Raw genomic sequence first — 25,234 nt, 5'->3', positions numbered from 1 at the left:
CGGCGACCGCCGCTACCTCTCAGAAGAGTCCATGGCGATGCTCAACGAGACCGTGGATACTGGTGATCACGCCGCCATCGAGAGCGGCGAGTAGGGCACCGAGGACCACCTCAAAGCCCACCACCCTGCGGGGCTCTGTCCTCCGCCATCAGCGTGCGCCCACCAGAAGGAGCGCAGCTCCAGCGATCACGAGAACGGCCAGGACGAACAGCAGAAGGACAGACTCACCCCTGCTGTGCGCGGCAGGGTCGCCGCGGTAGGACCGCATCCAGCGGACCCCAGAGAGTGCGTATCCGATCCCACCAGCGATCGCGCACAGGCCCACGAGCCACCAGCGCGCCTCGAAGGCAGCCCAGATCGCTGCGCCCATACCCAAGAAGTGCACCGTCGATGCCGCCACGTAGTGACGTGAGTCAACGTCACCCTCGCCAAGTGCCGTACACGACCGATGCGCTGTGGGACCGTGTGTCTGTGATCTCCGAGCGTGAGCGTCTGGCCGAACTGGCGGGGTACAACGTCCTCGACACGTCGTCCGAGATCGTCTTCGACAAGATCGTGCGCGCTGCTGCAGAGGGGACGGGTTGCCCCACGGCGCTCATCAGTCTCCTCGACGAGGACCGTCAATGGTTCAAGGCCCGGTGCGGTCTCGACGTGGGCGAGACGCCGCGCGACCAGGCGTTCTGCGAGCACGCCCTGGGTGCAGACGCCCCCTTGATCGTCGCCGACGCGACCGCGGATCGTCGTTTCCGGGACAACCCACTCGTGACTGGCGCGCCGGGGATCCGCTTCTATGCCGGCTTCCCGCTGCGGACTCCTACAGGCGCGGTCCTGGGGACGCTGTGCGTCATCGGCTACGAGCCGCGACCGGAGGGCCTGACCGGCGTGCAGAGCCACCTTTTGGAGGTCCTCGCCGAGCAGGTGATGGCTCAGTTGAATCTGCGGCGGGCGCTGGCCGAGCAGGCTGACACGGTGGCCGAGCTGGGGACAGCCCTGTCTTCCTTCCGGGCGTTGGCTGACGACGCCACGGACGTCGTCAGCCGGCACGCTCTCGATGGCACCACGTTGTACGTATCGCCTTCTGTCCGGGACGTTCTTGGCTACGACCCCGACCTGGAAGTTCGTGATGCCGCACCAGAGCGGGTCCACCCCAAGGACAGCATTGCGATGACCGAAGCGCTCGGCGTGGTGCTCGGGGGCGCAGCTGCGACTGCGAGCGTTCGTTCCCGGCACGCCGACGGCTCGTGGCGCCACCTGGAGATCCGACTGTCGCCGATGTTCGACGACAAGGGCGCCATCGTGCAGATTCACTCGGTCGCACGCGACGTCACCGAGCGCCACTTGGCGTCCGAACGGTTGGCCGAGTTGGCGGCCGAGGTGAGCACTGCCCACCACGAGGCGGTGCAGCGAGGCGCGCTGACCGACGCCGTGCTCAACACTGTCGACGTCGGGATCGTGGCATGCGATGGCGACGGGCACCTGACGACGTTCAACCGCGCGACGCGGGAGTTCCACGGGATGCCGCACGATCCCGGCCTGGATCCGGCTGATTGGGCCGATCGCTACGCGCTGTTCGCGGAGGACGGCCACACCCCACTCAGCCTCGACGAGGTGCCCTTGTTCCGCGCTCTCTCCGAGGGCGTCGTCAGCGGCGCCGTGATGGTCATTGCTCCGGACGGCCTCCCGGCGCGGACCGTGCGCTGTGAAGGACGTGCTCTGCGCGACCCCACAGGGAAGGTGCAGGGGGCGGTGGTGGCGATGAGCGACATCACTCAGTCCCGTGCCGCGGAGCGTGCGCTGGCTGAGCAGGCCGAATACACCCGAGTCCTGTTCGCCACGGTCTCCCATGACTTGAAGACACCCATCGCCGCGATCAAGGGATTCGCTGAGATGGTGTCGGACCCAGAGACTGACACTGACACCCGGATCCAGTTCGCCCACCGGATCCAGGCGCGGGCCGACCACGTCAGCAAGCTGGTCGATGAACTGGCCGACCACGTCAACCTGCGCGCCGGGTCGGTCGCCATCACCTTGGAACCGCTGTCCCTGTCTGCACTGGCCCGAGCTTGCATCCTTGGCCTGGGACCGCTGCTGGAGGGACATCGGGTCCACATCGCGGACACCGATGCGGACACCGTGGCAATGGTCGATCGGGGAGCCATGGATCGCGTCCTGACCAACCTCGTTGGCAACGCAGCCAGGTACTCCCCTGTTGGCTCAGCGCTCACCATCAGCTTCGAGCAGACCAGCACTCTGGTCCGGATCAGCGTGAGCGACGAGGGCCGAGGCATCGACCCAGAGGACGTCGACATCATCTTCGACGAGTTCGCTCGCGGCCGGCTGGCTCAGGACGACGGCGGTTCGGGGCTTGGGTTGGCCAGCGCTCGGCGCCTGGTCGACCTGCAAGGGGGAGACATTCGGATCGACAGCGAGGTCGGGCGGGGGACGACTGTGACGGTCGAACTGCCCAGGGCCCACGCGCCCGCATCCTCATAGACCCTCAGCCGGGACCAGCGCTTCCTTCAGCTGAGTTCCTCGGCCAGCATGACGATCATTCCCTTCCGGACGCGCACCGCAAACGCGATACGTCGCATCCCAAGCGTGTTTGCAGGAGCGTCGCCGCTGCCGGGGTGGGCATCTGTCCGGTCGAGCTTCATCGGCTCCAAGCGACCGTGGCCGTCGGCGGTCTGGAGAATCGCGATCCGGGTTCGGACGGAGTCAAGGCCGACCACCCGGTCAACCCAGTCGCCCTCCACGGTGTCCTCGATCAGGACGATGAGCCCGAAAGTCACCCGCCGGAGAATTTCGGACTTCAGGTCAACCTCCGCCGCCGCTCGCGCGTCAGTAGTGGTGGAGCGGCACGGGGGTCTGCTCTCAGAAACCGCCCACGGCCCATGGCCGTGGGCGGTTCTGGCAATTGTGACGTGAATTCTTGGAACTGCCAGACACCGACGACCTTGCGGCGTACGATCAGACTCAGAACCGCCTACGGACCCGAGACCGTGGGCGGTTCTCTACGTGCTGGTGACGGCGACCTGCTCAGCGCTACGTCTGTGTCCGCCGTGTCGGGCATCACGCTCGGCACCCACAGCCGCGGACTACAGTGGACGCTGGGCTGAACGGCCCGGAATACGGCTCTTGTGCAGGAAAGCAGGCGTGAGGTGACCCAGCCCAAGCAGGTCAAGCAGCTTGACCGCGTGATCATCCGGTTCGCCGGTGACTCCGGCGACGGCATGCAGCTGACCGGTGACCGGTTCACCCAGGAATCCGCTGTCTTCGGCAACGACCTGGTGACGCTGCCCAACTTCCCGGCAGAGATCCGGGCGCCCCAGGGCACGCTGCCGGGCGTCTCGTCCTTCCAGGTCCACTTCGCCGACCACGACATCCTCACCGCGGGCGACGCCCCCGACGTCCTCGTCGCGATGAACCCCGCAGCTCTGCGTGCCAACCTCGGCGACCTGCCCAAGGGCGCCAGCATCATCGTGGACACCCACGACTTCACCGCCCGCAACCTCAGCAAGGCCGGCTACACCAGCAACCCGCTCGACGGCGACGACCTCGCCGCCTTCGCCGTACACCCCGTCGATCTGACCGGGATGACGGTGGCGGCGGTCAAGGAGTTCGGGCTCTCGCGCAAGGACGCTGCACGGGCCAAGAACATGTTCGCCCTCGGGCTGCTGTCGTGGATGTACGGCCGCCCCATCGAGTCGACGATCACGTTCTTGACCAAGCGGTTCGCCAAGGTCCCCGACATCCGCGACGCCAACATCACCGCCTTCAAGGCGGGCTGGAACTTCGGCGAGACCACCGAGACGTTCATCGTCCGCTACGAGGTCAAGCCCGCGCCCATGGCGGCCGGCACCTACCGCAACATCACCGGCAACCTCGCCCTGTCCTACGGCCTGATCGCCGGCGGCGTGCAGTCCGGCCTGCCGCTGTTCCTCGGTTCCTACCCGATCACCCCGGCCTCCGACATCCTCCACGAGCTGTCGAAGCACAAGTCCTTCGGTGTCACCACCTTCCAGGCCGAGGACGAGATCTCCGGGGTGGGCGCCGCGATCGGCGCCTCCTTCGCCGGCAGCCTCGGTGTCACCACCACCTCAGGTCCCGGTGTCGCGCTCAAGTCGGAGGCCATCGGCCTGGCGGTCATGACCGAGCTGCCCCTGATCGTGATCGACGTCCAGCGCGGTGGGCCCTCGACCGGCCTGCCGACCAAGACCGAGCAGGCCGACCTCCTGCAGGCGATGTTCGGCCGCAACGGCGAGGCACCGCTGCCGATCATCGCCCCCCAGTCACCGGGCGACTGCTTCGACGCAGCCCTCGAGGCGGCACGCATCGCGATCACCTACCGCACCCCGGTGATGCTGCTCTCCGACGGCTACCTCGCCAACGGCTCCGAGCCGTGGCGCGTCCCGGAGGTCTCCGAGCTGCCCACGATCGACCCGGACTTCGCCACCCGCAAGAACCACACGGTCCACAACGAAGATGAGACTGAGACTTCTGAGTTCTGGCCCTACGACCGCGACGCCGAGACGCTGGCCCGCCCCTGGGCCGTCCCCGGCACCCCCGGCCTCGAGCACCGCATCGGCGGGCTCGAGAAGGGCGACGGACACGGCAACATCTCCTACGACCCCGACAACCACGACTTCATGGTCCGCACCCGCCAGGCGAAGGTCGACCGCATCGCCGACTCCCTGCCGCCGCTGCAGGTCGACGACCCCGCTGGCCCCGACGGGCGCGGAGCCAAGGTCCTCGTCCTGGGTTGGGGCTCCACCTACGGCCCGATCGGTGCGGGCGTACGCCGCGTGCGCAAGGCCGGCTACCAGGTCGCGCAGGTCCACCTGCGTCACCTCAACCCGTTCCCCCACGACCTCGGCGAGATCCTGGCGCGCTACGACAAGGTCCTCGTCCCCGAGATGAACCTCGGCCAGCTCTCGCTGCTCCTCCGCGGCAAGTACCTCGTCGACGTCATCGGCTACAACGAGGTCCGCGGACTTCCCCTGAAGGCCGCCGTCCTGGCCGACGTCATCGGTGGCCTGGTCGCCGACGCCGAAGGCATCGAGGTCGACCTGACCCCCGCCACTCCCGTCAAGGAGGAGATCTCGTGACCACCGAGCTCGGCCTGCCCGCTCTTCGCTCGGGGACCGAAGGCGTCCCCCCGGTCGCCGACGGCGACCAGCCGCAGACCGGCAAGGACTTCACCTCCGACCAGGAGGTGCGCTGGTGCCCCGGCTGCGGCGACTACGCCGTGCTGAAGGCCGTCCAGTCCTTCCTGCCCGACCTGGGACTTCGGCGCGAGAACATCGTCTTCGTCTCCGGCATCGGCTGCTCCTCCCGCTTCCCCTACTACCTCGACACCTACGGCATGCACTCGATCCACGGCCGAGCCCCGACCATCGCCACCGGGATCGCCACGGCCCGCGAGGACCTCTCGGTCTGGGTCGTCACCGGCGACGGCGACGCGCTGTCCATCGGCGGCAACCACCTGATCCACGCGCTGCGACGCAACGTCAACATGACGATCCTGCTCTTCAACAACCGCATCTACGGGCTCACCAAGGGGCAGTACTCCCCCACCTCCGAGACGGGCAAGGTCACCAAGTCGACGCCGATGGGGTCGCTGGACCACCCCTTCAACCCCGTGTCCCTGGCGCTCGGCGCCGAGGCGACCTTTGTGGCGCGCACCATCGACTCCGATCGCAAGCACCTCACCCAGGTGCTCGCCGCTGCCGCGGCCCACCGCGGCACGTCGCTGGTGGAGATCTACCAGAACTGCCCGATCTTCAACGACGGCGCCTTCGACGCGATCAAGAACCCCGACACCAAGGCCGACGCGATCATCCCCCTGGTCCACGGCCAGCAGGTCCGCTTCGGCAGTCTCGACTCCCAAGGCCGCGGCACCAGGGCCCTGGTCCGCGACCGCGTCACGGGCACCATCAGGACCGTCGAGGCGCGCGAGGTGGAGGAGGACGACATCCTGGTCCACGACGCACACCACCCCGACCCGTCGACCGCCTTCGCCATCAGCAGGCTCACCGACTCGGGCTATCTCAACCAGTCACCGATCGGCATCTTCCGGCAGGTCGAACGCGACACCTACGACGACCAGGCTCGCGCCCAGATCGTCACCGCCCAGGGCGGGTCCGACGACTCCCCCAGCGACCGTCTCGGTGCGCTCATCGGTGGCGGCGACACCTGGACGGTCGTCTGAGGTCGTCGTTCGTCACTCGAAGAAGAGGTTCCAGACCTCGCCCTTGGTGGTGCCGAAGCCGTTCGAAGCCTTGATCTTGACGCGCCACTTCCAGCGACCCTCGCGCGGGGCGAAGATCTTGGTCTTGTACTTGCCGACCTCGTCGGTCTTGATCTTCTTGACCGTCTTCCACGAGCAGCCCTTGGCACAGGCCTTCTTCTGAAGCTGCACCGTCTTCTCGGCGTACGGCAGGTAGGTCACGCCGTCGACCTGCAGCTCGGTGACGGTGCCCTTGAGCCTGAAGGTGTTGAAGTTGATCTGGTGCTCGCTGGGCGGCTGCTCGGTGAGCGTGCGCTTCGGCAAGGCCTGGTCGGCCTGTGCCGGGGCGGCAGCGATGACGCCGCTGGCCAGGAGTGCGGCCAGCAGGCCGGCGACGACGTTGCGGATGATGAACATGGGTCCCCCTCGAGACGTAGATCGATACGCCCGAAGCCTAGGTCATCGCCTGACTAGAATCCCCTTTGTGCCAGATCTCCGCCGTGGACTGCTCTTCGGCACGGCGGCCTACGCGATGTGGGGCCTGTTCCCGCTCTACTGGCCACTGCTCGAGCCGGCCGACGCCGTGGAGATCCTCGCTCACCGGATCGTCTGGTCGGCGCTGACCATGGCGATCCTGGTCGTTGTCGTGCGGCGTACGCACCAGCTGCTGGCCGTGCTGCGCGACCGCCGGTCGATGACGCTGCTGACCGTCGCGGCCGTGGTGATCTCGCTCAACTGGGGCGCCTACATCTGGGGCGTCAACAACGAGCGGGTGGTGGAGACGTCGCTCGGCTACTTCATCAACCCGCTGGTGACCGTCCTGATGGGCGTCTTCGTCCTCGGTGAGCAGCTCCGGCGGCTCCAGTGGGTCGCGCTGGCGATCGCCGCCGGCGCCGTGGTCGTGCTCACCATCGACTACGGACGCCCACCGTGGTTGGCGCTCGTGCTCGCCGTCAGCTTCGGCACCTACGGGCTGACCAAGAAGCAGGCGGGCGTCGGAGCGGTGGAGAGCCTGACCGTCGAGACCCTGGTGCTGGCGCCCCTGGCCGCGGCCTACGTCATCTGGCTGACGGCCACGGGTGCTGCGAGCTTCGGCACCAACGGAGTGGGCCACGCCCTGCTCATCACGACGGCCGGCATCGTGACGGCCATCCCGCTGATCTGCTTCGGAGCAGCTGCCAACCGGGTCCCGCTCGTCGCCCTGGGGCTGTTGCAATATCTCGCGCCTGTGATCCAGTTCGCGCTGGGAGTCCTGCTGTTCCGGGAGGACATGCCGATGGGACGTTGGATCGGCTTCGGCCTGGTGTGGATCGCGCTGGTCATCTTCACCGTGGAGACGATCAACCACCGGCACCAGCAGCTCCGGCTCGTGGCTGAGGCCAGCGCCTGCTGAATCGAAGGATCCTCAGGTCGACCGGGTGGCGACGAGGTCGGCGAACGCCTCGAGGGCGGTGCGGACCGAACCGGGCTCCAGGACGCTGAGCAACGCCTTCGCCGTCTCGGTCTGGGCCAGGACATAGCTGCGGGCCTGATCCATCGCGGGGTGCTTGCGCAGGAGGTCGAGCGCCTCGGCGTGGAGGTCGTCGTCGGTGAGGTCAGCGGCGAGGAGCTCGAGCAGCCGCGCGTCGGCGGGGTCGGTCGACCCGAGCGCCATCAGGACCGGGAGGGTCGGGACACCCTCGCGGAGATCGGTGCCCGGGGTCTTGCCGGACTCGTCGGACTCCGAGGCGATGTCGAGGATGTCGTCGGAGAGCTGGAAGGCCGAGCCGACGATGTCGCCGTACGCCGTCAGCGCCTCCTGCACCTCCGTCGATGCGCCGCCGAACATCGCGCCGTAGCGGGCCGAGGTGGAGATCAACGACCCGGTCTTGCCGGCCACGACCTCGAGGTAGTGCGCCAGCGGGTCCTCGTCGGGGGCCGGCTTGACCGTCTCCAGGATCTGGCCCTCGACCAGGCGGCAGAAGGTCTGCGCCTGGATGCGGACCGCCTCCGGTCCGAGGTCGGCGGTCAGCTCGGAGGAACGGCCGAAGAGGAAGTCGCCGGTCAGGATCGCGACGTGGTTGTCCCAGCGAGCGTTGGCGGTGTCGGCACCGCGGCGCAGGGCGGCCTCGTCCATCACGTCGTCGTGGTAGAGCGACGCGACGTGGGTCAGCTCGACGACGCAGGCAGCGACCAGCACCTCGTCGGCTGCGGGAGTCGGACCGGTCTCGGCGGCGAGCAGGACCAGCAACGGACGGAAGCGCTTGCCACCCGACGCCATCAGGTGCGAGGCAGCACGCGACACGAACTCGGTGCGGCCCTGGCAGTGGCCCGCCAGCATCACCTCGACGGTGCGCAGGCGTTCGGCGAGACGCTGTGCCAGCTCCTCGTCATCGACGGGGAGCGCCAGCGACGGGGCGGACGAGGTGGTCACCTGAGGAATTGTCCCGCAAGACCAGCAAGGTCGAGAAGCGGCCCCGGCAGGATGCCCAACATCAGCGTGACGGCTGCGCCCAGCGCGATGGTCGTCGCCGTCAGCACTGACGGGTAGACGACAGTGGGGCCGTCGCCGATCGGCTCGTCGAAGTACATCGCCTTGATCACCCGGATGTAGAGGAAGGCGGCGATGATGCTGGCGATGATCGCCACCACGACGACCGGCCAGGCGCCGGCGGCGAGCGCGACGGAGAAGACGGCGAGCTTGCCGACGAAGCCGGAGGTGAGCGGGATCCCGGCCATCGCCAGCAGGAAGAACGCGAAGACACCGGCGACCACCGGCGACTCCTTGCCGAGGCCGGCCCACCGGTCGAGGGCGGTCACCTCGCCGCCGGAGTCGCGGACGAGACCCACGATCGCGAAGGCGCCGAGGGTGGCGAAGCCGTACGTCGCGAGGTAGAACAGCACCGCCTGGAGGGCGGTGACCTCGCCGGGTGCCAGGTCGGTGGTGGCCTGGATGCCCAGCACGCCGGTCAGGATGAAGCCGGTGTGGGCGACCGAGGAGTAGGCCAGGAGGCGCTTCACGTCGGTCTGGGTGATCGCCAGGATCGCCCCGACGAGCATCGTGAGGATCGCGATCACCCACATCATCGGCTGCCACGACCAGCGGTCGGAACCGAAGGCGACGTAGAACAGCCGCAGGATCGCACCGAAGGCGGCGACCTTGGTGGCGGCGGCCATGAACGCGGTGACCGGTGTGGGGGCGCCCTGGTAGACGTCCGGGGTCCAGGCGTGGAACGGCGCGGCGCCGACCTTGAAGAAGAGTCCGACCGACATCAGCCCGATGCCGACGAGCAGCAGGGCCGAGTTGCCGGCGTCGTTGCGGACGGCTTCGTTGATGTCGGCGAAGTTCATCGAGCCGGCGTAGCCGTAGACCAGCGCGACGCCGTACAGGAAGAAGCCGGACGAGAAGGCGCCGAGCAGGAAGTACTTGAGCGCAGCCTCCTGGCTCAGCAGTCGCCGACGGCGTGCCAGCCCGCAGAGCAGGTAGAGCGGCAGAGACAGCACCTCGAGGCCGACGAACATCGTCAGCAGGTCGTTGGCGGAGGGGAAGATCAGCATGCCGAAGACGGCGAACATCAGCAGCGGGTAGACCTCGGTGTGGTCGAGCCCGCTGGTCGACGCCTCCCGCTCGGCCTCGGTCCCGGGCAGTGCCGCGGCTTGGCCGGCGAAGGCGGAGACTCCCCCACCCAGGTGCCGCTCCGCGAAGAGCAGGACGCCGGCCAGGGACAGCACGAGGATGAGGCCCCACAGGAACAGCGTCGGCCCATCGACTGCAATCGTGCCGCCCACCGACAGGATCCCGCGAGCGGCTCCGTCGGCGTAGACCTCGGCGTCGCGGGCGATCAGCACGACCGCGACCAGGGCCGCGGAGAGGCCGACCAGTGCCAGGACGACCTGCGCGAGGTAGCGCATGCGGCGCGGGGCGAACGCCTCGATCACAACTCCGAGGCAGGCGACCCCGGAGACGATGAACAGGGGCAGGAGCTCGAAGTAGTCGAGGACTGGCTTCACGAACTCATTCATGGGTGTCTCCCTGCGAGCTGTGCGAGCCGCTGACGGCAGGCTCCGCGTCCGTGACGCCGATGTCGCTCATGAGGTCGGCGACGTGTGGATTGATGACGTCGAGCAGCGGCATCGGGAAGAAGCCGAAGAGCACCAGCGCGAGCAACAGCGGCGCGAGGGTCCCGACCTCCCGAGCGTCGAGGTCGCGCATGGTCGTCGTGGGGACGGCGGGGTGGGAGCCCGAACCGCCGGCACCCGCGCCGACGGCCACGGGCTGCACGACGGGCTGAGCGTCCGCGTGGACGTCGACGAGGTCGACGGCACCGGGCCCGGTCATCGCTCGCTGATACATCCACAGCGCGTAGATCGCCGCCAGCACGATGGCCGTCACCGCGATCGCGCCGGCCCACCACGCGTAGTCGAAGGCCGCGATGATGACGAGCATCTCCGAGACGAACGGCGAGAGCCCGGGCAGGCCGGCCGCGGCGAGGGCGGAGATCAGGAGTGTTCCGGCCAGCACGGGAGCGACCTTCTCCATGCCACCGCCCATCAGTCGGATCGAGGCGGTGCCGCGTCGACGGACGAGATAGCCCGCCGCCAGGAAGAGCGCCGCGGTGCCGATGCCGTGGTTGACCATGTAGAGGATCGAGCCGGAGATGCCCTGGCTGGAGAAGACGAAGATCCCCAGCACGATGAACCCGAAGTGGGACAGCGAGGTCAGGCCGATCAGGCGCAGGACGTCGTCCTGGCCGATGGCCACCAGGGCGCCGTACACGATCGAGATGAGGGCCAGGACGACGACGAGCGGCGTGGCCCACTGCGAGGCGTCCGGCAGCAGCCCGAGGCAGAAGCGGAGCATGCCGAAGGTGCCAATCTTGTCGAGCACGCAGACCAGCAGGACCGAGGTCCCGGTGGTGGCCTTCTCCGTGGTGTCGGCCAGCCAGGTGTGCACCGGGAACATCGGGGCCTTGATCGCGAAGGCGATGAAGAAGCCGACGAACAGCCAGCGCTGGGTGATCGGGTCGATGTCGAGGGCGGCGAGGTCGGACAGCAGGAACGACGGGTTGCCGCTGTTGGCGGACACGACGTAGAGCCCGATCACCGAGCCGAGCATGATCAGCCCGCCCGCGAGCTGGTAGATGAGGAACTTCGTCGCTGCCCGGCCGCGACCGCTGCGGCCGAAGCCACCGATGAGGAAGTAGGCCGGGATGAGGGTGGCCTCGAAGACGACGTAGAACAAGAAGACGTCCGTGGCCGTGAAGACGGCCAACGACATCGCCTCGAGCGCGAGCACCCAGGCCACGAAGGTCCGGCTCCCGCTGTTGCCGGCCTCGTCGGCCTCGTGCCACGAGGCGACCAGCACGACCGGGACCAGCACAGCGGTGAGCAGCACCATCAGCAGGCCGAGACCGTCGACACCGAGCGCGTAGTGGACGCCGAGAGCCTCGATCCAGGCGTGGGTCTCGGTGAGCTGCATCCCGCCGTCGAGGGAGTAGGACGTGAGCGCGGCAAGCGCACCCCAGGCCAGCGTGAGCCCGGCGAAGACGAGCCCGGCCAGCCGCGCCAGGTGCGCGGGCAGGAAGGCCGTCACGACCGCCCCCACCAGGGGGATCGCGATCAGGATCGAGAGAACGGGCAAGTCGTTCATACGAGGTTCACCGCCAGCAGGGCAAGGACGACGAGCAGGGCGCCGCCGAGCAGGGACAGGGCATAGGAGCGGACGAACCCGTTCTGGACGCGGCGCAGCACGCTCGACATGGCTCCGACGCCGGCGGACCCGCCCTCGACCACCCCATCGACGCCGTAGCGGTCGAAGGAGGCCAGGCCCGTGGTCAGCGACCGGCCGGGCGCGACCACCAGGGAGTCGTTGATGGCGTCGCCATACAGGTCGGCGCGCGCAGCGCGGGTCGCGAACGACACGTCCTGCGGGGCGTCGCGCGCGATCTCCTTGCGCCCGACGAGGAACCACGCGGCTGCGACGCCCAGGGCGACGACTGCCACGACGATCATGGTGATGACGATCGCGGGCAGCGGCGGCTCGTGGTGCTCCGCGACCCCGGTGACCGGGGCGAGGAAGTCGACGATGAAGTCACCCAGCAGCATCACCCCGCCGAGGACGGACAGGGCGGCCAGCACGATCAGGGGCACGGTCATCACGCGGGGCGACTCGTGCGGGTGCGCTTCCTTCGCCCAGCGCTTCTCGCCGAAGAACGTCATCAGCATGAGTCGCGTCATGTAGAAGCCGGTGATCCCGGCGCCGAGCAGGGCGCAGAGCCCGACGACGAGGTTGTCCGCCAGCGCCGTCTCGATGATCTTGTCCTTGGAGAAGAAGCCCGAGAAGCCCGGGAACCCGATGATCGCGAGGTAGCCCATCGCGAAGGTCAGGAACGTGATGGGCATGTAGCTGCGCAGACCGCCGTAGTGGCGCATGTCCACGTCGTCGTTCATGCCGTGCATGACCGAGCCGGCCCCCAGGAACATGTTGGCCTTGAAGAATCCGTGGGTCAGGAGGTGGAAGATCGCGAACGGGTAGCCGGCGACACCCAGCCCGGCGGCGAGCATCATGTAGCCGATCTGGCTCATGGTCGAGCCAGCAAGCGCCTTCTTGATGTCGTCCTTGGCGCAGCCGAGGATCGCTCCCCACAGCAGCGTGACCGTGGCGACGACGACCACGACGGTCTGCGCGACGGGGGTGAGCTCGTAGATGAAGTTGGAGCGGACCACGAGGTAGACACCCGCGGTGACCATGGTGGCCGCGTGGATCAGGGCCGAGACGGGGGTCGGGCCCTCCATCGCGTCGAGCAGCCAGGCCTGGAGCGGCACCTGCGCGGATTTGCCGCAGGCACCCAGCAGGAGCAGCAGACCGAGGGCGTTGAGCGTGGTCTGCGAGGCACCGGAGGCCTGCTCGCTGATCTCGGCGAAGTCGACCGTGCCGAACGTCGTGAACATCAACGCGATCGCGAGCGAGAGACCGATGTCTCCGACACGGTTGATGACGAAGGCCTTCTTCGCGGCGGCGGCGGCCGAGTGCTTGTGCTGCCAGAAGCCGATGAGGAGGTACGACGCCAGGCCGACGCCCTCCCAGCCGAGGAAGACGACGAGGTAGTTGGCGCCCAGGACGAGCACCAGCATCGCGGCGATGAACAGGTTGAGGTAGCCGAAGAAACGGCGACGACGGGGGTCGTGCTCCATGTAGCCGATGGAGTAGACGTGGATCAACGAGCCCACACCCGTGATCAGCAGCAGGAACAGCGCCGAGAGCGGGTCGTAGAGCAGGTCCATGCCGACGTTGAGCTCGCCGACCTCGAACCAGGTGAAGAGGTGCTGGCCGATCTGGCGCTCGTCGTCTGCTCGTCCGAGCAGGGAGACGAAGAGCAACAGGCTCACCAGGAACGAGCCGACCACCGTGCCGGTGCCGATCCAGTGGCCCACTCGGTCGAGGGCACCCTTGGCCAGCGCCCCGCCGACCAGGAGCACAACGGCACCGACGAGGGGCAGGGCGATGATCAGCCACAACCAGGTGAAGGCACCTTCGGCCGCGATGGGGTGCACCACCGGGACCTGGCCGGCACCCTCCGCAGAGGCACGCATGATTACGTCAACAGTCACGTCAGATCCCTCAGTACTTCAGCAGACTGGCGTCGTCGACCGAGGCCGAACGTCGGGTGCGGAAGATGGTCATGATGATCGCGAGGCCGATGACGACCTCGGCGGCGGCCACCACCATCACGAAGAACGCGGCGATCTGGCCGTCGAGGTTGCCGTGCTGCTTGGCGAAGGCGACGAGGGCGAGGTTGCCGGCGTTGAGCATGAGCTCGATGCACATGAAGACGACGATCGCGTTGCGTCGCGTCAGGACACCGATGCAGCCGATCGTGAACAGGATGGCTGACAGGACGACGTACTGCGTCACTTGACGTCCTCCTCGGTGTTGGCCGCGCCACCGGACTTGCCGGAGGTCCCGGGCCGGACATCTCCGTCGATGCCGGACTGGCGCTGGAGCTCCTCGATGTCATCGGCCATGGCAGGCGCCGAGCGCATCACGCCCCGAGCAGCCAGCACCCGGGAGACGGAGCCCTCGGAGGCACTGCCGTCGGGCAGCAGCGCCGGGGTGTCGACCGCGTTGTGGCGGGCGTAGACACCGGGCGCGGCCAGCGGACCGGGGTGCTTGCCGGACTCGGCGTAGTCGCGCATCCGCCTCGCGGCCATCGCGGCCTGGCCCTCCTTGGGAGTGAGGCGCTCGCGGTGGGCGAGCACCATCGCGCCCACAGCGGCCGTGATCAGCAGCGCGCTGGTGGCCTCGAAGGCGAAGACGTAGCGGGAGAACAGGATGTTGGCGAGCTGCTCGATGTTGCCGCCCTCGTTGGCCTCTTCGAGACCGACCGCGGTGCCCAGCGAGACCTGGGCGAAGGCGATGACGAGCACGGCGCCGAAGACCAGGCCCAGGACGATCGCCATGAGCCGTTGGCCCTTGATCGTCTCGACGACCGAGTCGGAGGCATCGACACCGACGAGCATGAGCACGAAGAGGAACAGCATCAAGATGGCGCCGGTGTAGACGATGATCTGTACGGCGAAGAGGAACGGCGCCTCGAGCACTGCGTAGAGCACCGCGAGGCTGATCATCACGACCGCCAGCAGCAGGGCTGCGTGCACGGCCTTGCGCACGAACAAGATGCCGAGGGCGGCGACCACCATGATCGGGGCCAGGATCCAGAAAGCCATCAGGACCTACCTTGCGGCGGCATCGGCTCCGTGCCGACCGGCGGGGCAGCGAAGTCGCCGCGGTAGTAGTCGGTGTCGTCCTTGCCGAGCAGCATCGCGTGCGGCGGCTGCTCCATGCCGGGCAGCAGCGGAGCCAGCAGGTCGGACTTCTCGTAGATGAGGTCGGCCCGGGTGGTGTCTGCGAGCTCGTACTCATTCGTCATCGTCAGCGCGCGCGTCGGGCAGGCCTCGATGCAGAGCCCGCACAGGATGCACCGTAGGTAGTTGATCTGGTAGACGCGGCCGTAACGCTCACCGGGTGAAAAACGACCGGACCCGTCCCCTGTGTCGTCAGAGTTGGAGGCGCCCTCGACGTAGATCGCGTCCGCCGGGCAGGCCCAGGCGCACAGCTCGCAGCCGATGCACTTCTCCAGGCCGTCGGGCCACCGGTTGAGCTGGTGCCGGCCGTGGAAGCGCGGCGCGGTGGGCAGCTTCTCGAAGGGATACTGCTCCGTCACGACCTTCCTGAACATCGTGCGGAACGTGACCCCGAACCCGGCGACCGGGTCCCAGAACTGCTCCTTGAGGGTCTTCGGCTCAGCCATCACTTCTCCTCATGCGTGTCGGTCGCGCTCTCGGAGGCGCTTCCCGCCACGGTCCTGCTTCGATCGGCAAACGTCAGCGGCTGGGCGGCGCCGCGGACCGCTCCCCCAGCCGGCATCGGCGGGGTGGGGAAGCCGCCGGCAAAGGCGTCGACGTTGTCGGGCTCCTGCTCGGCCGCGTCGCTCCCGGCGTCGTCGTCCTTGTCCGGAAGGAAGAACAGCACGATGAACAGGACCAGGAAGACCCCTGCCCCGATCAGGATGTGCCTCCGCTCGACGCCGCCCTCGAGCGTGATCACGCGGATGGTCGCGACCAGCACGATCCAGACCAGCGAGCTCGGGATCAGCCACTTCCAGCCGAACGCCATGAACTGGTCGTAGCGCATCCGCGGCAGCGACCCGCGCAGCCAGATGAAGAAGAAGATGAAGATCATCATCTTGCCGAGGAACCACAGCACGGGCCAGTAGCCGGAGTCGGCACCTTCCCACAGCTGGATGAGTGGCCACGGGGCGTGCCAGCCGCCGAGGAACAGCGTGGTCGCGAGCGCCGAGACGGTCGCCATGTTGATGTATTCGGCGAGGAAGAACAGGGCGAACTTCAGGCTGGAGTATTCGGTGTGGAATCCCCCGACCAGCTCACCCTCGGCCTCGGGCAGGTCGAAGGGCGCGCGGTTGGTCTCCCCGATCATCGCGATCACGTAGATCACGAAGGAGGGGAAGAGGATCACGGCGTACCACGTGGGGACCGGGATGATCCCCAACCAGTAGGACGGGTCGGCGGGGTTCTGGGCGGCGACGATCTCCGAGGTCGACATCGACCCGGCGTAGAGGAACACCGCCACGAGCGCGAGGCCCATGGCGACCTCGTAGGAGATCATCTGCGCGCTCGACCGCAGACCGCCGAGCAGGCTGTACGTCGACCCGCTGGACCAGCCGCCGAGCACGATGCCGTAGATGCCGATCGAGGCGATCGCCATCACGAACAGCACGGCGACCGGCATGTCGGTGAGCTGCAGGGGGGAGGTGCGGTCGCTGAAGGGCACGTCGACCACGGGTCCGAACGGGATGACCGCGAACGTGATGAAGGCCGGGATCACGGCGATCACCGGGGCGAGGAGGAAGACCACCTTGTCGGCGGCCTTGGGGATGATGTCCTCCTTCAGCGCGAGCTTCACCCCGTCGGCCAGCGACTGCAGCAGGCCGAAGGGGCCGTGCACGTTGGGCCCGATGCGGTGCTGCATCCGAGCCACGACGCGTCGCTCGAGCCAGATGTTGAACAGCGTCAGCAGGACCAGGACGAGGAAGATCAGCACGGCCTTGACCAGGATCAGCCACCACGGGTCGCGGCCGAAGACCGACAGGTCGTCGGCGACGAGCGCGGTCATCAGGTGCGTCATCGACGGGCTCCCTTGATCGTGACGGAGCTGCCGGGCGAGGCGAGGTCCGCGAGCACACCGCGGCCGGCCGAGTTGGCGGGCACCCAGACCACGCCGTCGGGCAGGTCGCCCACCTCCACCGGCAACGTCACCGAGCCGCGGTCACCGGTCAGCGTCGCGGTCGCGGGCTCCCCCAGCATCCCGAAGAGGGCGTCGTACGTCGCCGGGTTGACCCGGGCGACGGCCGCGCGTGCCGTGGCTGCGAGGTTGGCGTCGCCGTCTTGCATCGAGCCGAGGTCGAGCAGGTGCTTCCAGGTCGCCAGGACGAGCGCGCCGGCCTTGGTGCGCGGTGCCTTCTTCTCCTTGACGGGGTTGAGCGGCGGGCGTGCAGCATCCCAGGGGCCCATCGACTCCATCTCGGCGCGGACGTCGTGCGGCGTACGGAAGCCCAGCGGCGAGCCGAGCTCGTCGGCGATGCCGGCGAGGATGCGCAGGTCAGGCAGCGACGCGGGGTTGACCAGCACCGCCTCGAAGGGACGCGGGCGGCCCTCCCAGGTGATGAACGTGCCGGCCTTGTCGGTCACCGGGGCGACCGGGAAGACGACGTCTGCCCGGGCCGCGACCTCGGTGAGCCGCAGCTCGAGGCTGACCACGAACTGGGCGGACTCGATCGCCGCCATCGTCGCGGCAGGGTCGCTGGTGTCGCGGGGGTCGACGCCGCCGATGACGAGACCACCGATCTGGCCCTTGCCGAGCGCGGCGATGATCGCGTTGCCGTCGCGACCGGCGGCGTCCGGCAGCGAGCCGGTGCCCCAGGCGGTCGCGGCGTCGACGCGGGCGCCGGCGTCGGCGACCGGACGGCCACCGGGAAGCAGGGTCGGCAGGCAGCCGCTCTCGACCGCACCACGGTCGCCGGCGCGGCGGGGCACCCAGGCGAGCCGGGCTCCGGTCGTCCTGGCCAGCTCGAGTGCGGCCGTGAGGGCGCCGTGGCTCTGCGCCAGTCGCTCACCGACGAGGATCACGCCGCCGGCGTCGAGGGCGGTCTCGCCGTCGTTGGCCAGTGCGCGCAGGGCCGCTGCCTCGTCGCCGGGCACGGTCGCGATGAGGCGGCCGTCCATCTTCTGGAGCCCACGGGTGGTGAAGGGCGCCACGGCGACGATGCGCGTCCTGCCCATCGACGCCTTGCGGAGCCGCAGGAAGATGCTGGCAGCTTCGTCCTCGGGCTCGAGGCCGGCGAGGACGACGACGGAGGCCGTCTCGAGGTCGGCGTATTCGACCTCGTTGCTCATCGGCACGAAGGAGGTGAGGAAGTCGGCCTCCTCGGCGCTGTGCGGCCGGGCGCGGAAGTCGATGTCGTTGGTGCCGAGGGCGACGCGAGCGAACTTCGAGTAGGCGTAGGCGTCCTCGGCAGTCACCCGCCCGCCGGTGAGCACGGCGCTGGAGCCGGCGGCGCGCAGACCCTGGGCGGCGACGGCGAACGCCTCCGGCCAGGAGGCGGGCCGGAGCTCACCGTCCTCGCGGATCAGCGGGTGGCTCAGGCGGTCGGGCTGGCGCGCGTAGTGGAAGGCGAAGCGGTCCTTGTCGCTGATCCACTCCTCGTTGACCTCGGGGTCGTTGCCGGCGAGGCGGCGCATGACCTTCCCGCGGCGGTGGTCGACGCGGATCGCGGCACCGCAGGAGTCGTGCTCGGCGACGCTCGGCGTGGACACCAGGTCGAAGGGGCGCGAGCGGAAGCGGTATTCAGCGCTCGTCAGGGCGCCGACGGGGCAGATCTGGATCGTGTTGCCGGAGAAGTAGGAGAGGAAGGGTGCGTCGTCGGCGACGCCGATCTGCTGCTGCGCACCGCGCTCGATCAGGGCGATGAACGGGTCACCGGCGATCTCGTCGGTGAAGCGGGTGCAGCGCTGGCAGACGATGCAGCGCTCGCGGTCGAGCAGCACCTGGGGCGAGAGGGCGATCGGCTTGGGGAAGGTGCGCTTGACGCCGTCGAAGCGGGTCTCGCCACGGCCGTTGGACATCGCCTGGTTCTGCAGGGGACACTCGCCGCCCTTGTCGCACACCGGGCAGTCGAGCGGGTGGTTGATGAGCAGGAACTCCATGATGCCCTGCTGCGCCTTGTCCGCGACCGGGCTCGTCACCTGGGTCTGGACGACCATGCCCTCGGTGACCGGCAGGGTGCAGGACGCCTGCGGCTTGGGCATGGGCTTGCCGTTGCCGGCGTCGGGGATGTCGACGAGGCACTGGCGACAGGCGCCCACGGGCGCCAGCAGCGGGTGGTCGCAGAAGCGCGGGACCTGGACGCCGATCTGCTCGGCGGCCCGGATGACCAGGGTGTCCTTGGGGACGCTGATCTGGATGCCGTCGATCGTGACGTTGACCAGATCGACGGCAGGGTCGACGGCGGGGGCGACTGCCTGGCCCGTCTTCTCGGGAGTGGTGGTCATGCGGGGGCTCCATGGCTGGCGAAGACGGTCGAGGCGGCCGGGTCGAACGGGCAGCCGCCGTGACGCAGGTGGGCGAGGTATTCGTCGCGGAAGTACTTGATGGAGCTCGAGATCGGGCTGACGGCTCCGTCGGCGAGGGCGCAGAAGGACCGGCCCATGATGTTGTCGCACTGGTCGAGGAGCAGGTCGAGGTCCGCCTCGCTGCCCTCGCCCTTCTCCAGCTTGGCGAGGGTCTGGACCAGCCACCACGTGCCCTCACGGCACGGGGTGCACTTGCCGCAGGACTCGTGCTTGTAGAACTCGGTCCAGCGCAGCACGGCCCGGACGACACAGGTGGTCTCGTCGAAGAGCTGCAGGGCGCGGGTGCCGAGCATGGAGCCCGCAGCTCCGACGCCTTCGAAGTCGAGGGGTACGTCGAGGTGCTCGTCGGTCAGCAGTGGGGTGCTGGAACCACCGGGCGTCCAGAACTTCAGCTGGTGCCCGTCGCGCATGCCGCCCGCGAGGTCGATCAGCTGGCGCAGCGTGATGCCGAGCGGCGCTTCGTACTGACCCGGCTTGGTGATGTGTCCCGAGAGGCTGAAGATGCCGTAGCCCTTGGACTTCTCGGTGCCCATCGAGGCAAACCAGTCGGCGCCGTTGGCGATGATGCTGGGCACCGAGGCGATCGACTCGGTGTTGTTGATGACCGTCGGGCTGGCGTAGAGACCGGCCACGGCCGGGAACGGCGGGCGCAGGCGCGGTTGACCGCGACGACCCTCGAGGCCCTCCAGGAGTGCGGTCTCCTCGCCACAGATGTAGGCACCGGCGCCGGCGTGCACGACGATGTCGAGGTCGTAGCCCGAGCCGTTGATGTCCTTGCCGAGGTGTCCGGCGAGATAGGCCTCTTGGACGGCGTGCTGCAGCCGGCGGATGACGTGGAGCACCTCGCCGCGCACGTAGATGAAGGCGTGGTTGGCGCGGATCGCGAACGAGCTGATGATGACGCCCTCGACCAGCGTGTGCGGGCTGGCCATCATGAGCGGGATGTCCTTGCAGGTGCCCGGCTCGGACTCGTCGGCGTTGACCACGAGGTATTTCGGCTTCGGGTTGTCCTGGGGGATGAAGCCCCACTTCATGCCGGTGGGGAAGCCGGCGCCGCCACGGCCGCGCAGACCGGAGTCCTTGACCGCAGTGATGATGTCGTCGGGCGCCATTATGAGCGCCTTCTTCATCGCCGCGTAGCCGCCCTGCTGCTCGTAGGCGGCGAGCGTCCAGGCGCGGTCCTGGTCCCAGTTGTCCGTGAGGACGGGGGTCAGCATGTCCATTACTTGACTTCCTTGGCCATGGTCTCGGACTCGGCACGCGACGTGTCGGCCTCTTCGACGGCCTCGGTCTTGGTCTCGGGCTCCTCGATCGGTCCGGACACGTCGCCCGACGGCGCCTTCCAGCCACGCTCGCGCGCAATCTCGAGCCCGGCCAGCGAGGCCGGGCCGGCCGCCGGGCCCTCGCCGGCGAGGCCGTCGTTGAAACCGGCGAGCACGCGCTCGGCCTGCTTCCAGGTGCACAGCTTGGGGCCGCGGGTCGAGTGGACGTCCTTGCCGGCACGGAGGTCGTCGACGACCTGCACGGCGGACTCCGGCGTCTGGTTGTCCATGAACTCCCAGTTGACCATCATCACCGGGGCGTAGTCGCACGCTGCGTTGCACTCGATGTGCTCGAGGGTGACTGCATGGGGGTGTTCGGCCGTTGCCTCTGTTGTCTCGTCGTTGCCGACGTCGAGGTGCTCCTTGAGCCGGTCGAAGATCACGTCGCCACCCATGACCGCGCACAGGGTGTTGGTGCAGACGCCGACGAGGTAGTCGCCCACCGGCTTGCGCTTGTACATCGTGTAGAACGTCGCGACGCCGCTGACGTCGGCCGCGGAGATGCCGAGCACCTGGGCGCAGGCCTCGATGCCTTCCGAGGTCACCCGGCCCTCGACCGACTGCACGAGGTGGAGCATCGGGAGCAGACCCGAGCGGGGCTCGGGATAGCGCGCGGCGATGGCCTGCAGTTCGGCGTACGTCTCGGGGGTGAGCTGGGTGTCGTTCTCGCTGAAGCGGCGGATCTGCGTCATCGGTCCACGCCTCCCATCACGGGGTCGATCGAGGCGATGGCGACGATGACGTCGGCGATCATGCCGCCCTCACTCATCACGCTGGTGGCCTGGAGGTTGGTGAAGGACGGGTCGCGGAAGTGCGCACGGAACGGGCGGGTGCCGCCGTCGGAGACGAGGTGCGCGCCCAGCTCGCCGCGGGGCGACTCGACCGGGACGTAGGCCTGGCCGGCGGGGACGCGGAAGCCCTCGGTGACCAGCTTGAAGTGGTGGATCAGGGCCTCCATCGACTCACCCATGATGTGGCGGATGTGGTCGAGGGACTGGCCCATGCCGTCGGATCCGATGGACAGCTGGCTGGGCCAGGCGACCTTCTTGTCGTCGACCATGACCGGTGCGCCCTCGAGGCCCGCGAGCCGGTCGGCGGCCTGCTCGATGATCTTGAGGGACTCGTGCATCTCGGCCAGGCGCACCCGGAATCGGCCGTAGGCGTCGGCGGTGTCCCAGGTCATGACGTCGAAGTCGTAGTCCTCGTAGCCGGAGTAGGGCTCGGACTTGCGGAGGTCCCAGGCGTAGCCGGTGGCGCGCAGCGGCGGTCCGGACAACCCGAGCGCCAGGCACCCGGCGAGGTCGAGGTGACCGATGCCCTCGAGCCGGCCCTTGAAGATCGGGTTGGCGTTGCAGAGCGCTGCGTATTCGGGCAGACGCTTCTTCATCAGCGCGGTGAAGTCACGGATCTCGTCCAGCGCCCCCGGCGGGAGGTCCTGGGCGACGCCGCCGGGACGGATGAACGCGTGGTTCATCCGGAGCCCGGTGATCAGCTCGAACAGGTCGAGCACGAGCTCGCGCTCGCGGAACCCGATCGTCATCACGGTGAGCGCCCCGATCTCCATGCCTCCGGTGGCGATCGCGACGAGGTGCGAGGAGATGCGGTTGAGCTCCATCAGGAGGACGCGCATGACCTGCGCCTTCTCCGGGATGGCGTCCTCGATGTCGAGGAGGCGTTCGACGCCGAGGCAGTACGTCGCCTCGTTGAAGAACGGCGAGAGGTAGTCCATCCGCGTGCAGAACGTGACGCCCTGCACCCAGTTGCGGAACTCCATGTTCTTCTCGATGCCGGTGTGGAGGTAGCCGATGCCACAGCGGGCCTCGGTGACCGTCTCACCGTCGAGCTCGAGGATCAGCCGCAGCACACCGTGGGTCGAGGGGTGCTGGGGACCCATGTTGACCACGACGCGTTCCTCGACGGAGTCGTCGAGGCCCTGGGTGATGGAGTCCCAGTCCTGGCCGGTGACGGTGAAGACCTTGCCCTGGCTGGTGTCGCTGGGGGCGCCATAAGGGTCGGGGCCAGGCACGTCGTGCTTGGTGTTGTCCGTGGTGGTCACGAGTACGACCTCCGCTGGTCGGGCGGCGGGATGGACCCGCCCTTGTATTCGACGGGGATGCCACCCAAGGGGTAGTCCTTGCGCTGCGGGTGACCCGGCCAGTCGTCGGGCATCAGGATCCGGGTCATCGAGGGGTGTCCGTCGAACTGGATGCCGAACATGTCCCACGTCTCGCGCTCGTGCCAGTCGGCCGTGGGATAGACGCTCACCAGACTCGGGACGTGCGGGTCGGCGTCGGGGCAGGTGACCTCGAGGCGGATGCGGCGGTTGAAGGTCATCGAGAGCAGGTGATAGACGACGTGCATCTCGCGGCCCTCGTCGTCGGGGTAGTTGACCCCGCTGACACTGGCGCAGAACTCGAAGCGGAGGTCTTCGTCGTCGCGCAGCATCTGGGCCACGAACGGCAGGTCCTCCCTGCGGACGTGGAAGGTGATCTCGCTGCGGTGGACGACGACCCGCTCGATGGCAGCGTCGAGGTCGGTCGCCTTCAGGCGCGCCTCGAGGGCGTCGGCCACCTCGTCGAACCAGCCGCCGTAGGGCCGCTGGGCGTCGCCGGGATAGACGATCTGCGAGACGACGCCGCCGTAGCCGGACGTGTCGCCGGTGCCGCTGACGCCGAACATGCCCTGGCGGGTGCCAGCGCTGCGTCGGATCGACGGGTCGCCGGTGACCAGGTCGGTCGAGGGGTCCTGCGTCTTGAGCTCAGGCTCGGACTTCGTCTTCTCGAGGTCGGTGGTCGCGTTGGGCTTGTCCGTCATCGCAGCAGCCCCTTCATCTGGGACGTCGGCAGCGCCTTGAGAGCAGCGGTCTCCTGCTCCTCGATCTCGGCGATCCGGTTGGACCCGAGCTTGGTCGCCTGGACCTGGTCGTGGAGCTTGAGGATCGCGTCGATCAGCATCTCCGGGCGGGGCGGGCAGCCGGGGAGGTAGATGTCGACGGGGACGATGTGGTCGACGCCCTGGACGATGGCGTAGTTGTTGAACATGCCACCGGAGCTGGCGCACACGCCCATGGCGAGGACGTACTTCGGCTCAGCCATCTGGTCGTAGATCTGGCGCAGGACGGGAGCCATCTTGTTGCTCACGCGACCGGCCACGATCATCAGGTCGGCCTGTCGGGGGCTGGCCCGGAAGACCTCCATGCCGAAGCGCGCCAGGTCGTACTTGGGGCCGCCGCTCGTCATCATCTCGATGGCGCAGCAGGCCAGGCCGAACGTCGCCGGCCAGAAGGACGCCTTGCGCATGTAGCCGGCGACGCCCTCCACCGTGGTGAGCAGCACGCCGCTCGGAAGCTTCTCTTCAAGTCCCATGTCTCTACTTCACTTCCGTTGAGGCTCGCGAGGCGCTGTGCATGCCAAGGCCGAGGAGGGAAGACGACCTTCGTGCGGAGCGAAGCGGAGCGGTCGACGACCGAGGAGAACGCAGGCAGGTGCAGTGCATCGCGGGCCTCAGTCCCATTCCAGGCCGCCGCGTCGCCACACGTATGCGTAGGCGACGAACACGGTGGCGATGAAGATGACCATCTCGATGAGGCCGAAGTAGCCCATGGCGTCGAAGTGCACCGCCCACGGGTAGAGGAAGATGATCTCGATGTCGAAGATGATGAACATCATCGCGGTGATGTAGTACTTCACCGGGACGCGGCCGCCGCCCACCGGCTGCGGGGTCGGTTCGATGCCGCACTCGTAGGAGTCGAGCTTGGCCCGGTTGTAGCGCTTGGGCCCGATGGCGGCACTCATGATCACGGAGAAGACCGCGAACCCTGCTGCCAGGAGGGCCAACGCCAGTACTGGCGTGTAGAGCTCCATCCTGCGTTCCTTCCTTCTCGCCTCGCCGACGTCCTTGACGACGTCGTGCGTGACCTTGTGAACTGCTTCACGAGTGGCGCAGCCCACAGTCTAGGCGGCGATGGGCCGGCCGTCACGTCGGGGGTGGACGGGATCGGGTCGACCCTGAAGCCGCGGATTTAGGGTCGAATCGCCTTGCGTATTCATCCGCGTGCGGCGCAGCACAGAGCGCCTGATGTGGGCGCCCCGCTGTACCCATCAGGCGCTCCGAAAGCCACAAGGCCGCCGTGTGTCCTGTGCGAGGGTGGATGGGCCACCTCACACGAAGGGAACCGCAATGACCGAGCACACCCATGACGCGCCCCACGGACATGAGCACCAACACGGGGACGAGGTGCACGAACATCCGCACACGACCCACGAGCACAGCCACGTCGAACACGAGCACGAACACGAACACGGTGACGAGGTCCACGCGCACCCGCACGTGCACCAGGCCGACGTGGAAGAGGAGCATTCACACGACCACGATTGAACGCCGTTCCCGGCACATCCGGTGGATCTACAGCCGCCACTTCACCCAGTGAGCGCTGTGCCCGACCGCATCACCGAGCGCTGCGAGGGTCCACCCCTCGTCGCGGCGGGCACGAAGCCAC

General features: G+C 68.2%; 23 protein-coding genes. 5 read left to right on the top strand and 18 right to left on the bottom strand.

The genetic code is table 11. From position 1 onward, the window contains the following. Positions 1-148 precede the first annotated feature (148 nt). Complete coding sequence (locus VNJ48_RS09470; protein ID WP_325601427.1) at positions 149-370, bottom strand: hypothetical protein; 222 nt, start codon at positions 368-370, stop codon at positions 149-151. Between the two features lie 62 nt (positions 371-432). Here VNJ48_RS09470 and VNJ48_RS09465 point away from each other — a divergent pair, with 62 nt between their 5' ends. Continuing rightward, positions 433-2,493 (top strand): ATP-binding protein, encoded by a 2,061-nt coding sequence (locus tag VNJ48_RS09465; protein WP_325601425.1) that lies wholly within the window; start codon positions 433-435, stop codon positions 2,491-2,493. 26 nt (positions 2,494-2,519) lie between these two features. Here VNJ48_RS09465 and VNJ48_RS09460 read toward each other — a convergent pair whose 3' ends face one another. After that, the gene (locus VNJ48_RS09460; protein ID WP_325601423.1) at positions 2,520-2,789 is read right to left on the bottom strand and encodes a hypothetical protein; all 270 of its coding nucleotides are present in this window, start codon (positions 2,787-2,789) and stop codon (positions 2,520-2,522) included. A 348-nt stretch (positions 2,790-3,137) separates the two neighbouring features. On the opposite strand from VNJ48_RS09460, the gene VNJ48_RS09455 reads away from it, so the two are divergent. Both VNJ48_RS09455 and VNJ48_RS09450 read left to right on the top strand, forming a co-directional pair. Continuing rightward, entirely contained in the window at positions 3,138-5,105 is a 1,968-nt protein-coding gene (locus VNJ48_RS09455; RefSeq protein ID WP_414689932.1) for a 2-oxoacid:acceptor oxidoreductase subunit alpha, read from the top strand. Further along, positions 5,102-6,208 (top strand): 2-oxoacid:ferredoxin oxidoreductase subunit beta, encoded by a 1,107-nt coding sequence (locus tag VNJ48_RS09450; RefSeq protein ID WP_325601419.1) that lies wholly within the window; start codon positions 5,102-5,104, stop codon positions 6,206-6,208. Before VNJ48_RS09455 ends, VNJ48_RS09450 begins: the two co-directional genes overlap by 4 nt. A gap of 12 nt (positions 6,209-6,220) precedes the next feature. On the opposite strand, the gene VNJ48_RS09445 is transcribed toward VNJ48_RS09450, so the two are convergent. Then, on the bottom strand, positions 6,221-6,643 hold the full coding sequence (locus tag VNJ48_RS09445) for a hypothetical protein (protein WP_325601417.1): 423 nt from the start codon (positions 6,641-6,643) through the stop codon (positions 6,221-6,223). A 67-nt stretch (positions 6,644-6,710) separates the two neighbouring features. Here VNJ48_RS09445 and rarD point away from each other — a divergent pair, with 67 nt between their 5' ends. Beyond that, complete coding sequence (rarD, locus tag VNJ48_RS09440; RefSeq protein WP_325601415.1) at positions 6,711-7,619, top strand: EamA family transporter RarD; 909 nt, start codon at positions 6,711-6,713, stop codon at positions 7,617-7,619. A 12-nt stretch (positions 7,620-7,631) separates the two neighbouring features. Here rarD and VNJ48_RS09435 read toward each other — a convergent pair whose 3' ends face one another. The 15 genes from VNJ48_RS09435 to VNJ48_RS09365 all read right to left on the bottom strand — a co-directional run bounded on the left by VNJ48_RS09435 (position 7,632) and on the right by VNJ48_RS09365 (position 24,599). Further along, the gene (locus VNJ48_RS09435) at positions 7,632-8,639 is read right to left on the bottom strand and encodes a polyprenyl synthetase family protein (protein ID WP_325601413.1); all 1,008 of its coding nucleotides are present in this window, start codon (positions 8,637-8,639) and stop codon (positions 7,632-7,634) included. Next, positions 8,636-10,228, bottom strand: coding sequence for an NADH-quinone oxidoreductase subunit NuoN (nuoN, locus tag VNJ48_RS09430; protein WP_325601411.1), 1,593 nt, complete (start codon positions 10,226-10,228; stop codon positions 8,636-8,638). The genes VNJ48_RS09435 and nuoN overlap by 4 nt, the downstream gene beginning before the upstream one ends. Then, positions 10,221-11,855: an NADH-quinone oxidoreductase subunit M gene (locus VNJ48_RS09425; protein WP_325601409.1), complete on the bottom strand. Its 1,635-nt coding sequence runs from the start codon at positions 11,853-11,855 to the stop codon at positions 10,221-10,223. Before VNJ48_RS09425 ends, nuoN begins: the two co-directional genes overlap by 8 nt. Further along, positions 11,852-13,798, bottom strand: coding sequence for an NADH-quinone oxidoreductase subunit L (gene nuoL, locus VNJ48_RS09420; protein ID WP_325601433.1), 1,947 nt, complete (start codon positions 13,796-13,798; stop codon positions 11,852-11,854). Before nuoL ends, VNJ48_RS09425 begins: the two co-directional genes overlap by 4 nt. Before the next feature lie 28 nt (positions 13,799-13,826). After that, a complete protein-coding gene (gene nuoK / locus VNJ48_RS09415) occupies positions 13,827-14,120 on the bottom strand; it encodes an NADH-quinone oxidoreductase subunit NuoK (RefSeq protein ID WP_297732925.1) in 294 nt (97 codons plus the stop codon). Beyond that, complete coding sequence (locus tag VNJ48_RS09410; RefSeq protein ID WP_325601405.1) at positions 14,117-14,932, bottom strand: NADH-quinone oxidoreductase subunit J; 816 nt, start codon at positions 14,930-14,932, stop codon at positions 14,117-14,119. The genes nuoK and VNJ48_RS09410 overlap by 4 nt, the downstream gene beginning before the upstream one ends. Beyond that, the gene (gene nuoI, locus VNJ48_RS09405) at positions 14,932-15,516 is read right to left on the bottom strand and encodes an NADH-quinone oxidoreductase subunit NuoI (protein ID WP_325601403.1); all 585 of its coding nucleotides are present in this window, start codon (positions 15,514-15,516) and stop codon (positions 14,932-14,934) included. Before nuoI ends, VNJ48_RS09410 begins: the two co-directional genes overlap by 1 nt. Next, on the bottom strand, positions 15,516-16,910 hold the full coding sequence (gene nuoH / locus VNJ48_RS09400) for an NADH-quinone oxidoreductase subunit NuoH (protein ID WP_325601401.1): 1,395 nt from the start codon (positions 16,908-16,910) through the stop codon (positions 15,516-15,518). Before nuoH ends, nuoI begins: the two co-directional genes overlap by 1 nt. Beyond that, the gene (locus VNJ48_RS09395; protein WP_325601399.1) at positions 16,907-19,333 is read right to left on the bottom strand and encodes an NADH-quinone oxidoreductase subunit G; all 2,427 of its coding nucleotides are present in this window, start codon (positions 19,331-19,333) and stop codon (positions 16,907-16,909) included. Before VNJ48_RS09395 ends, nuoH begins: the two co-directional genes overlap by 4 nt. Beyond that, positions 19,330-20,631 (bottom strand): NADH-quinone oxidoreductase subunit NuoF, encoded by a 1,302-nt coding sequence (gene nuoF, locus VNJ48_RS09390; RefSeq protein WP_325601431.1) that lies wholly within the window; start codon positions 20,629-20,631, stop codon positions 19,330-19,332. Before nuoF ends, VNJ48_RS09395 begins: the two co-directional genes overlap by 4 nt. 5 nt (positions 20,632-20,636) lie before the next feature. Beyond that, on the bottom strand, positions 20,637-21,428 hold the full coding sequence (gene nuoE / locus VNJ48_RS09385; RefSeq protein WP_325601397.1) for an NADH-quinone oxidoreductase subunit NuoE: 792 nt from the start codon (positions 21,426-21,428) through the stop codon (positions 20,637-20,639). Beyond that, complete coding sequence (locus tag VNJ48_RS09380; protein ID WP_414689933.1) at positions 21,425-22,762, bottom strand: NADH-quinone oxidoreductase subunit D; 1,338 nt, start codon at positions 22,760-22,762, stop codon at positions 21,425-21,427. The genes nuoE and VNJ48_RS09380 overlap by 4 nt, the downstream gene beginning before the upstream one ends. 26 nt (positions 22,763-22,788) lie before the next feature. Next, positions 22,789-23,550: an NADH-quinone oxidoreductase subunit C gene (locus tag VNJ48_RS09375; protein WP_325601396.1), complete on the bottom strand. Its 762-nt coding sequence runs from the start codon at positions 23,548-23,550 to the stop codon at positions 22,789-22,791. Further along, positions 23,547-24,101: an NADH-quinone oxidoreductase subunit B family protein gene (locus VNJ48_RS09370; protein ID WP_325601394.1), complete on the bottom strand. Its 555-nt coding sequence runs from the start codon at positions 24,099-24,101 to the stop codon at positions 23,547-23,549. The genes VNJ48_RS09375 and VNJ48_RS09370 overlap by 4 nt, the downstream gene beginning before the upstream one ends. 138 nt (positions 24,102-24,239) lie before the next feature. Then, positions 24,240-24,599, bottom strand: coding sequence for an NADH-quinone oxidoreductase subunit A (locus VNJ48_RS09365; RefSeq protein ID WP_325601392.1), 360 nt, complete (start codon positions 24,597-24,599; stop codon positions 24,240-24,242). 316 nt (positions 24,600-24,915) lie between these two features. Between VNJ48_RS09365 and VNJ48_RS09360 the strand changes: the two genes are divergently transcribed. After that, on the top strand, positions 24,916-25,113 hold the full coding sequence (locus VNJ48_RS09360; protein ID WP_325601390.1) for a hypothetical protein: 198 nt from the start codon (positions 24,916-24,918) through the stop codon (positions 25,111-25,113). Positions 25,114-25,234 lie beyond the last annotated feature (121 nt).

Origin of the sequence: Nocardioides sp., assembly GCF_035576065.1 — a bacterium.
Lineage (GTDB): Bacteria > Actinomycetota > Actinomycetes > Propionibacteriales > Nocardioidaceae > Nocardioides.
This window is presented reverse-complemented; position numbering and strand designations above follow the sequence as displayed.

What these genes read in the sequence shown, in the direction of transcription:
- VNJ48_RS09470 (WP_325601427.1), bottom strand. Translation starts at nt 370, where the DNA reads ATGGGCGCAGCGATCTGGGCTGCCTTCGAGGCGCGCTGGTGGCTCGTG.
- VNJ48_RS09445 (WP_325601417.1), bottom strand. Translation starts at nt 6,643, where the DNA reads ATGTTCATCATCCGCAACGTCGTCGCCGGCCTGCTGGCCGCACTCCTG.
- nuoN (WP_325601411.1), bottom strand. Translation starts at nt 10,228, where the DNA reads ATGAATGAGTTCGTGAAGCCAGTCCTCGACTACTTCGAGCTCCTGCCC.
- VNJ48_RS09425 (WP_325601409.1), bottom strand. Translation starts at nt 11,855, where the DNA reads ATGAACGACTTGCCCGTTCTCTCGATCCTGATCGCGATCCCCCTGGTG.
- nuoL (WP_325601433.1), bottom strand. Translation starts at nt 13,798, where the DNA reads ATGCGTGCCTCTGCGGAGGGTGCCGGCCAGGTCCCGGTGGTGCACCCC.
- VNJ48_RS09410 (WP_325601405.1), bottom strand. Translation starts at nt 14,932, where the DNA reads ATGGCTTTCTGGATCCTGGCCCCGATCATGGTGGTCGCCGCCCTCGGC.
- nuoI (WP_325601403.1), bottom strand. Translation starts at nt 15,516, where the DNA reads ATGGCTGAGCCGAAGACCCTCAAGGAGCAGTTCTGGGACCCGGTCGCC.
- nuoH (WP_325601401.1), bottom strand. Translation starts at nt 16,910, where the DNA reads ATGACGCACCTGATGACCGCGCTCGTCGCCGACGACCTGTCGGTCTTC.
- VNJ48_RS09395 (WP_325601399.1), bottom strand. Translation starts at nt 19,333, where the DNA reads ATGACCACCACTCCCGAGAAGACGGGCCAGGCAGTCGCCCCCGCCGTC.
- nuoF (WP_325601431.1), bottom strand. Translation starts at nt 20,631, where the DNA reads ATGCTGACCCCCGTCCTCACGGACAACTGGGACCAGGACCGCGCCTGG.
- nuoE (WP_325601397.1), bottom strand. Translation starts at nt 21,428, where the DNA reads ATGACGCAGATCCGCCGCTTCAGCGAGAACGACACCCAGCTCACCCCC.
- VNJ48_RS09375 (WP_325601396.1), bottom strand. Translation starts at nt 23,550, where the DNA reads ATGACGGACAAGCCCAACGCGACCACCGACCTCGAGAAGACGAAGTCC.
- VNJ48_RS09370 (WP_325601394.1), bottom strand. Translation starts at nt 24,101, where the DNA reads ATGGGACTTGAAGAGAAGCTTCCGAGCGGCGTGCTGCTCACCACGGTG.
- VNJ48_RS09365 (WP_325601392.1), bottom strand. Translation starts at nt 24,599, where the DNA reads ATGGAGCTCTACACGCCAGTACTGGCGTTGGCCCTCCTGGCAGCAGGG.
- VNJ48_RS09360 (WP_325601390.1), top strand. Translation starts at nt 24,916, where the DNA reads ATGACCGAGCACACCCATGACGCGCCCCACGGACATGAGCACCAACAC.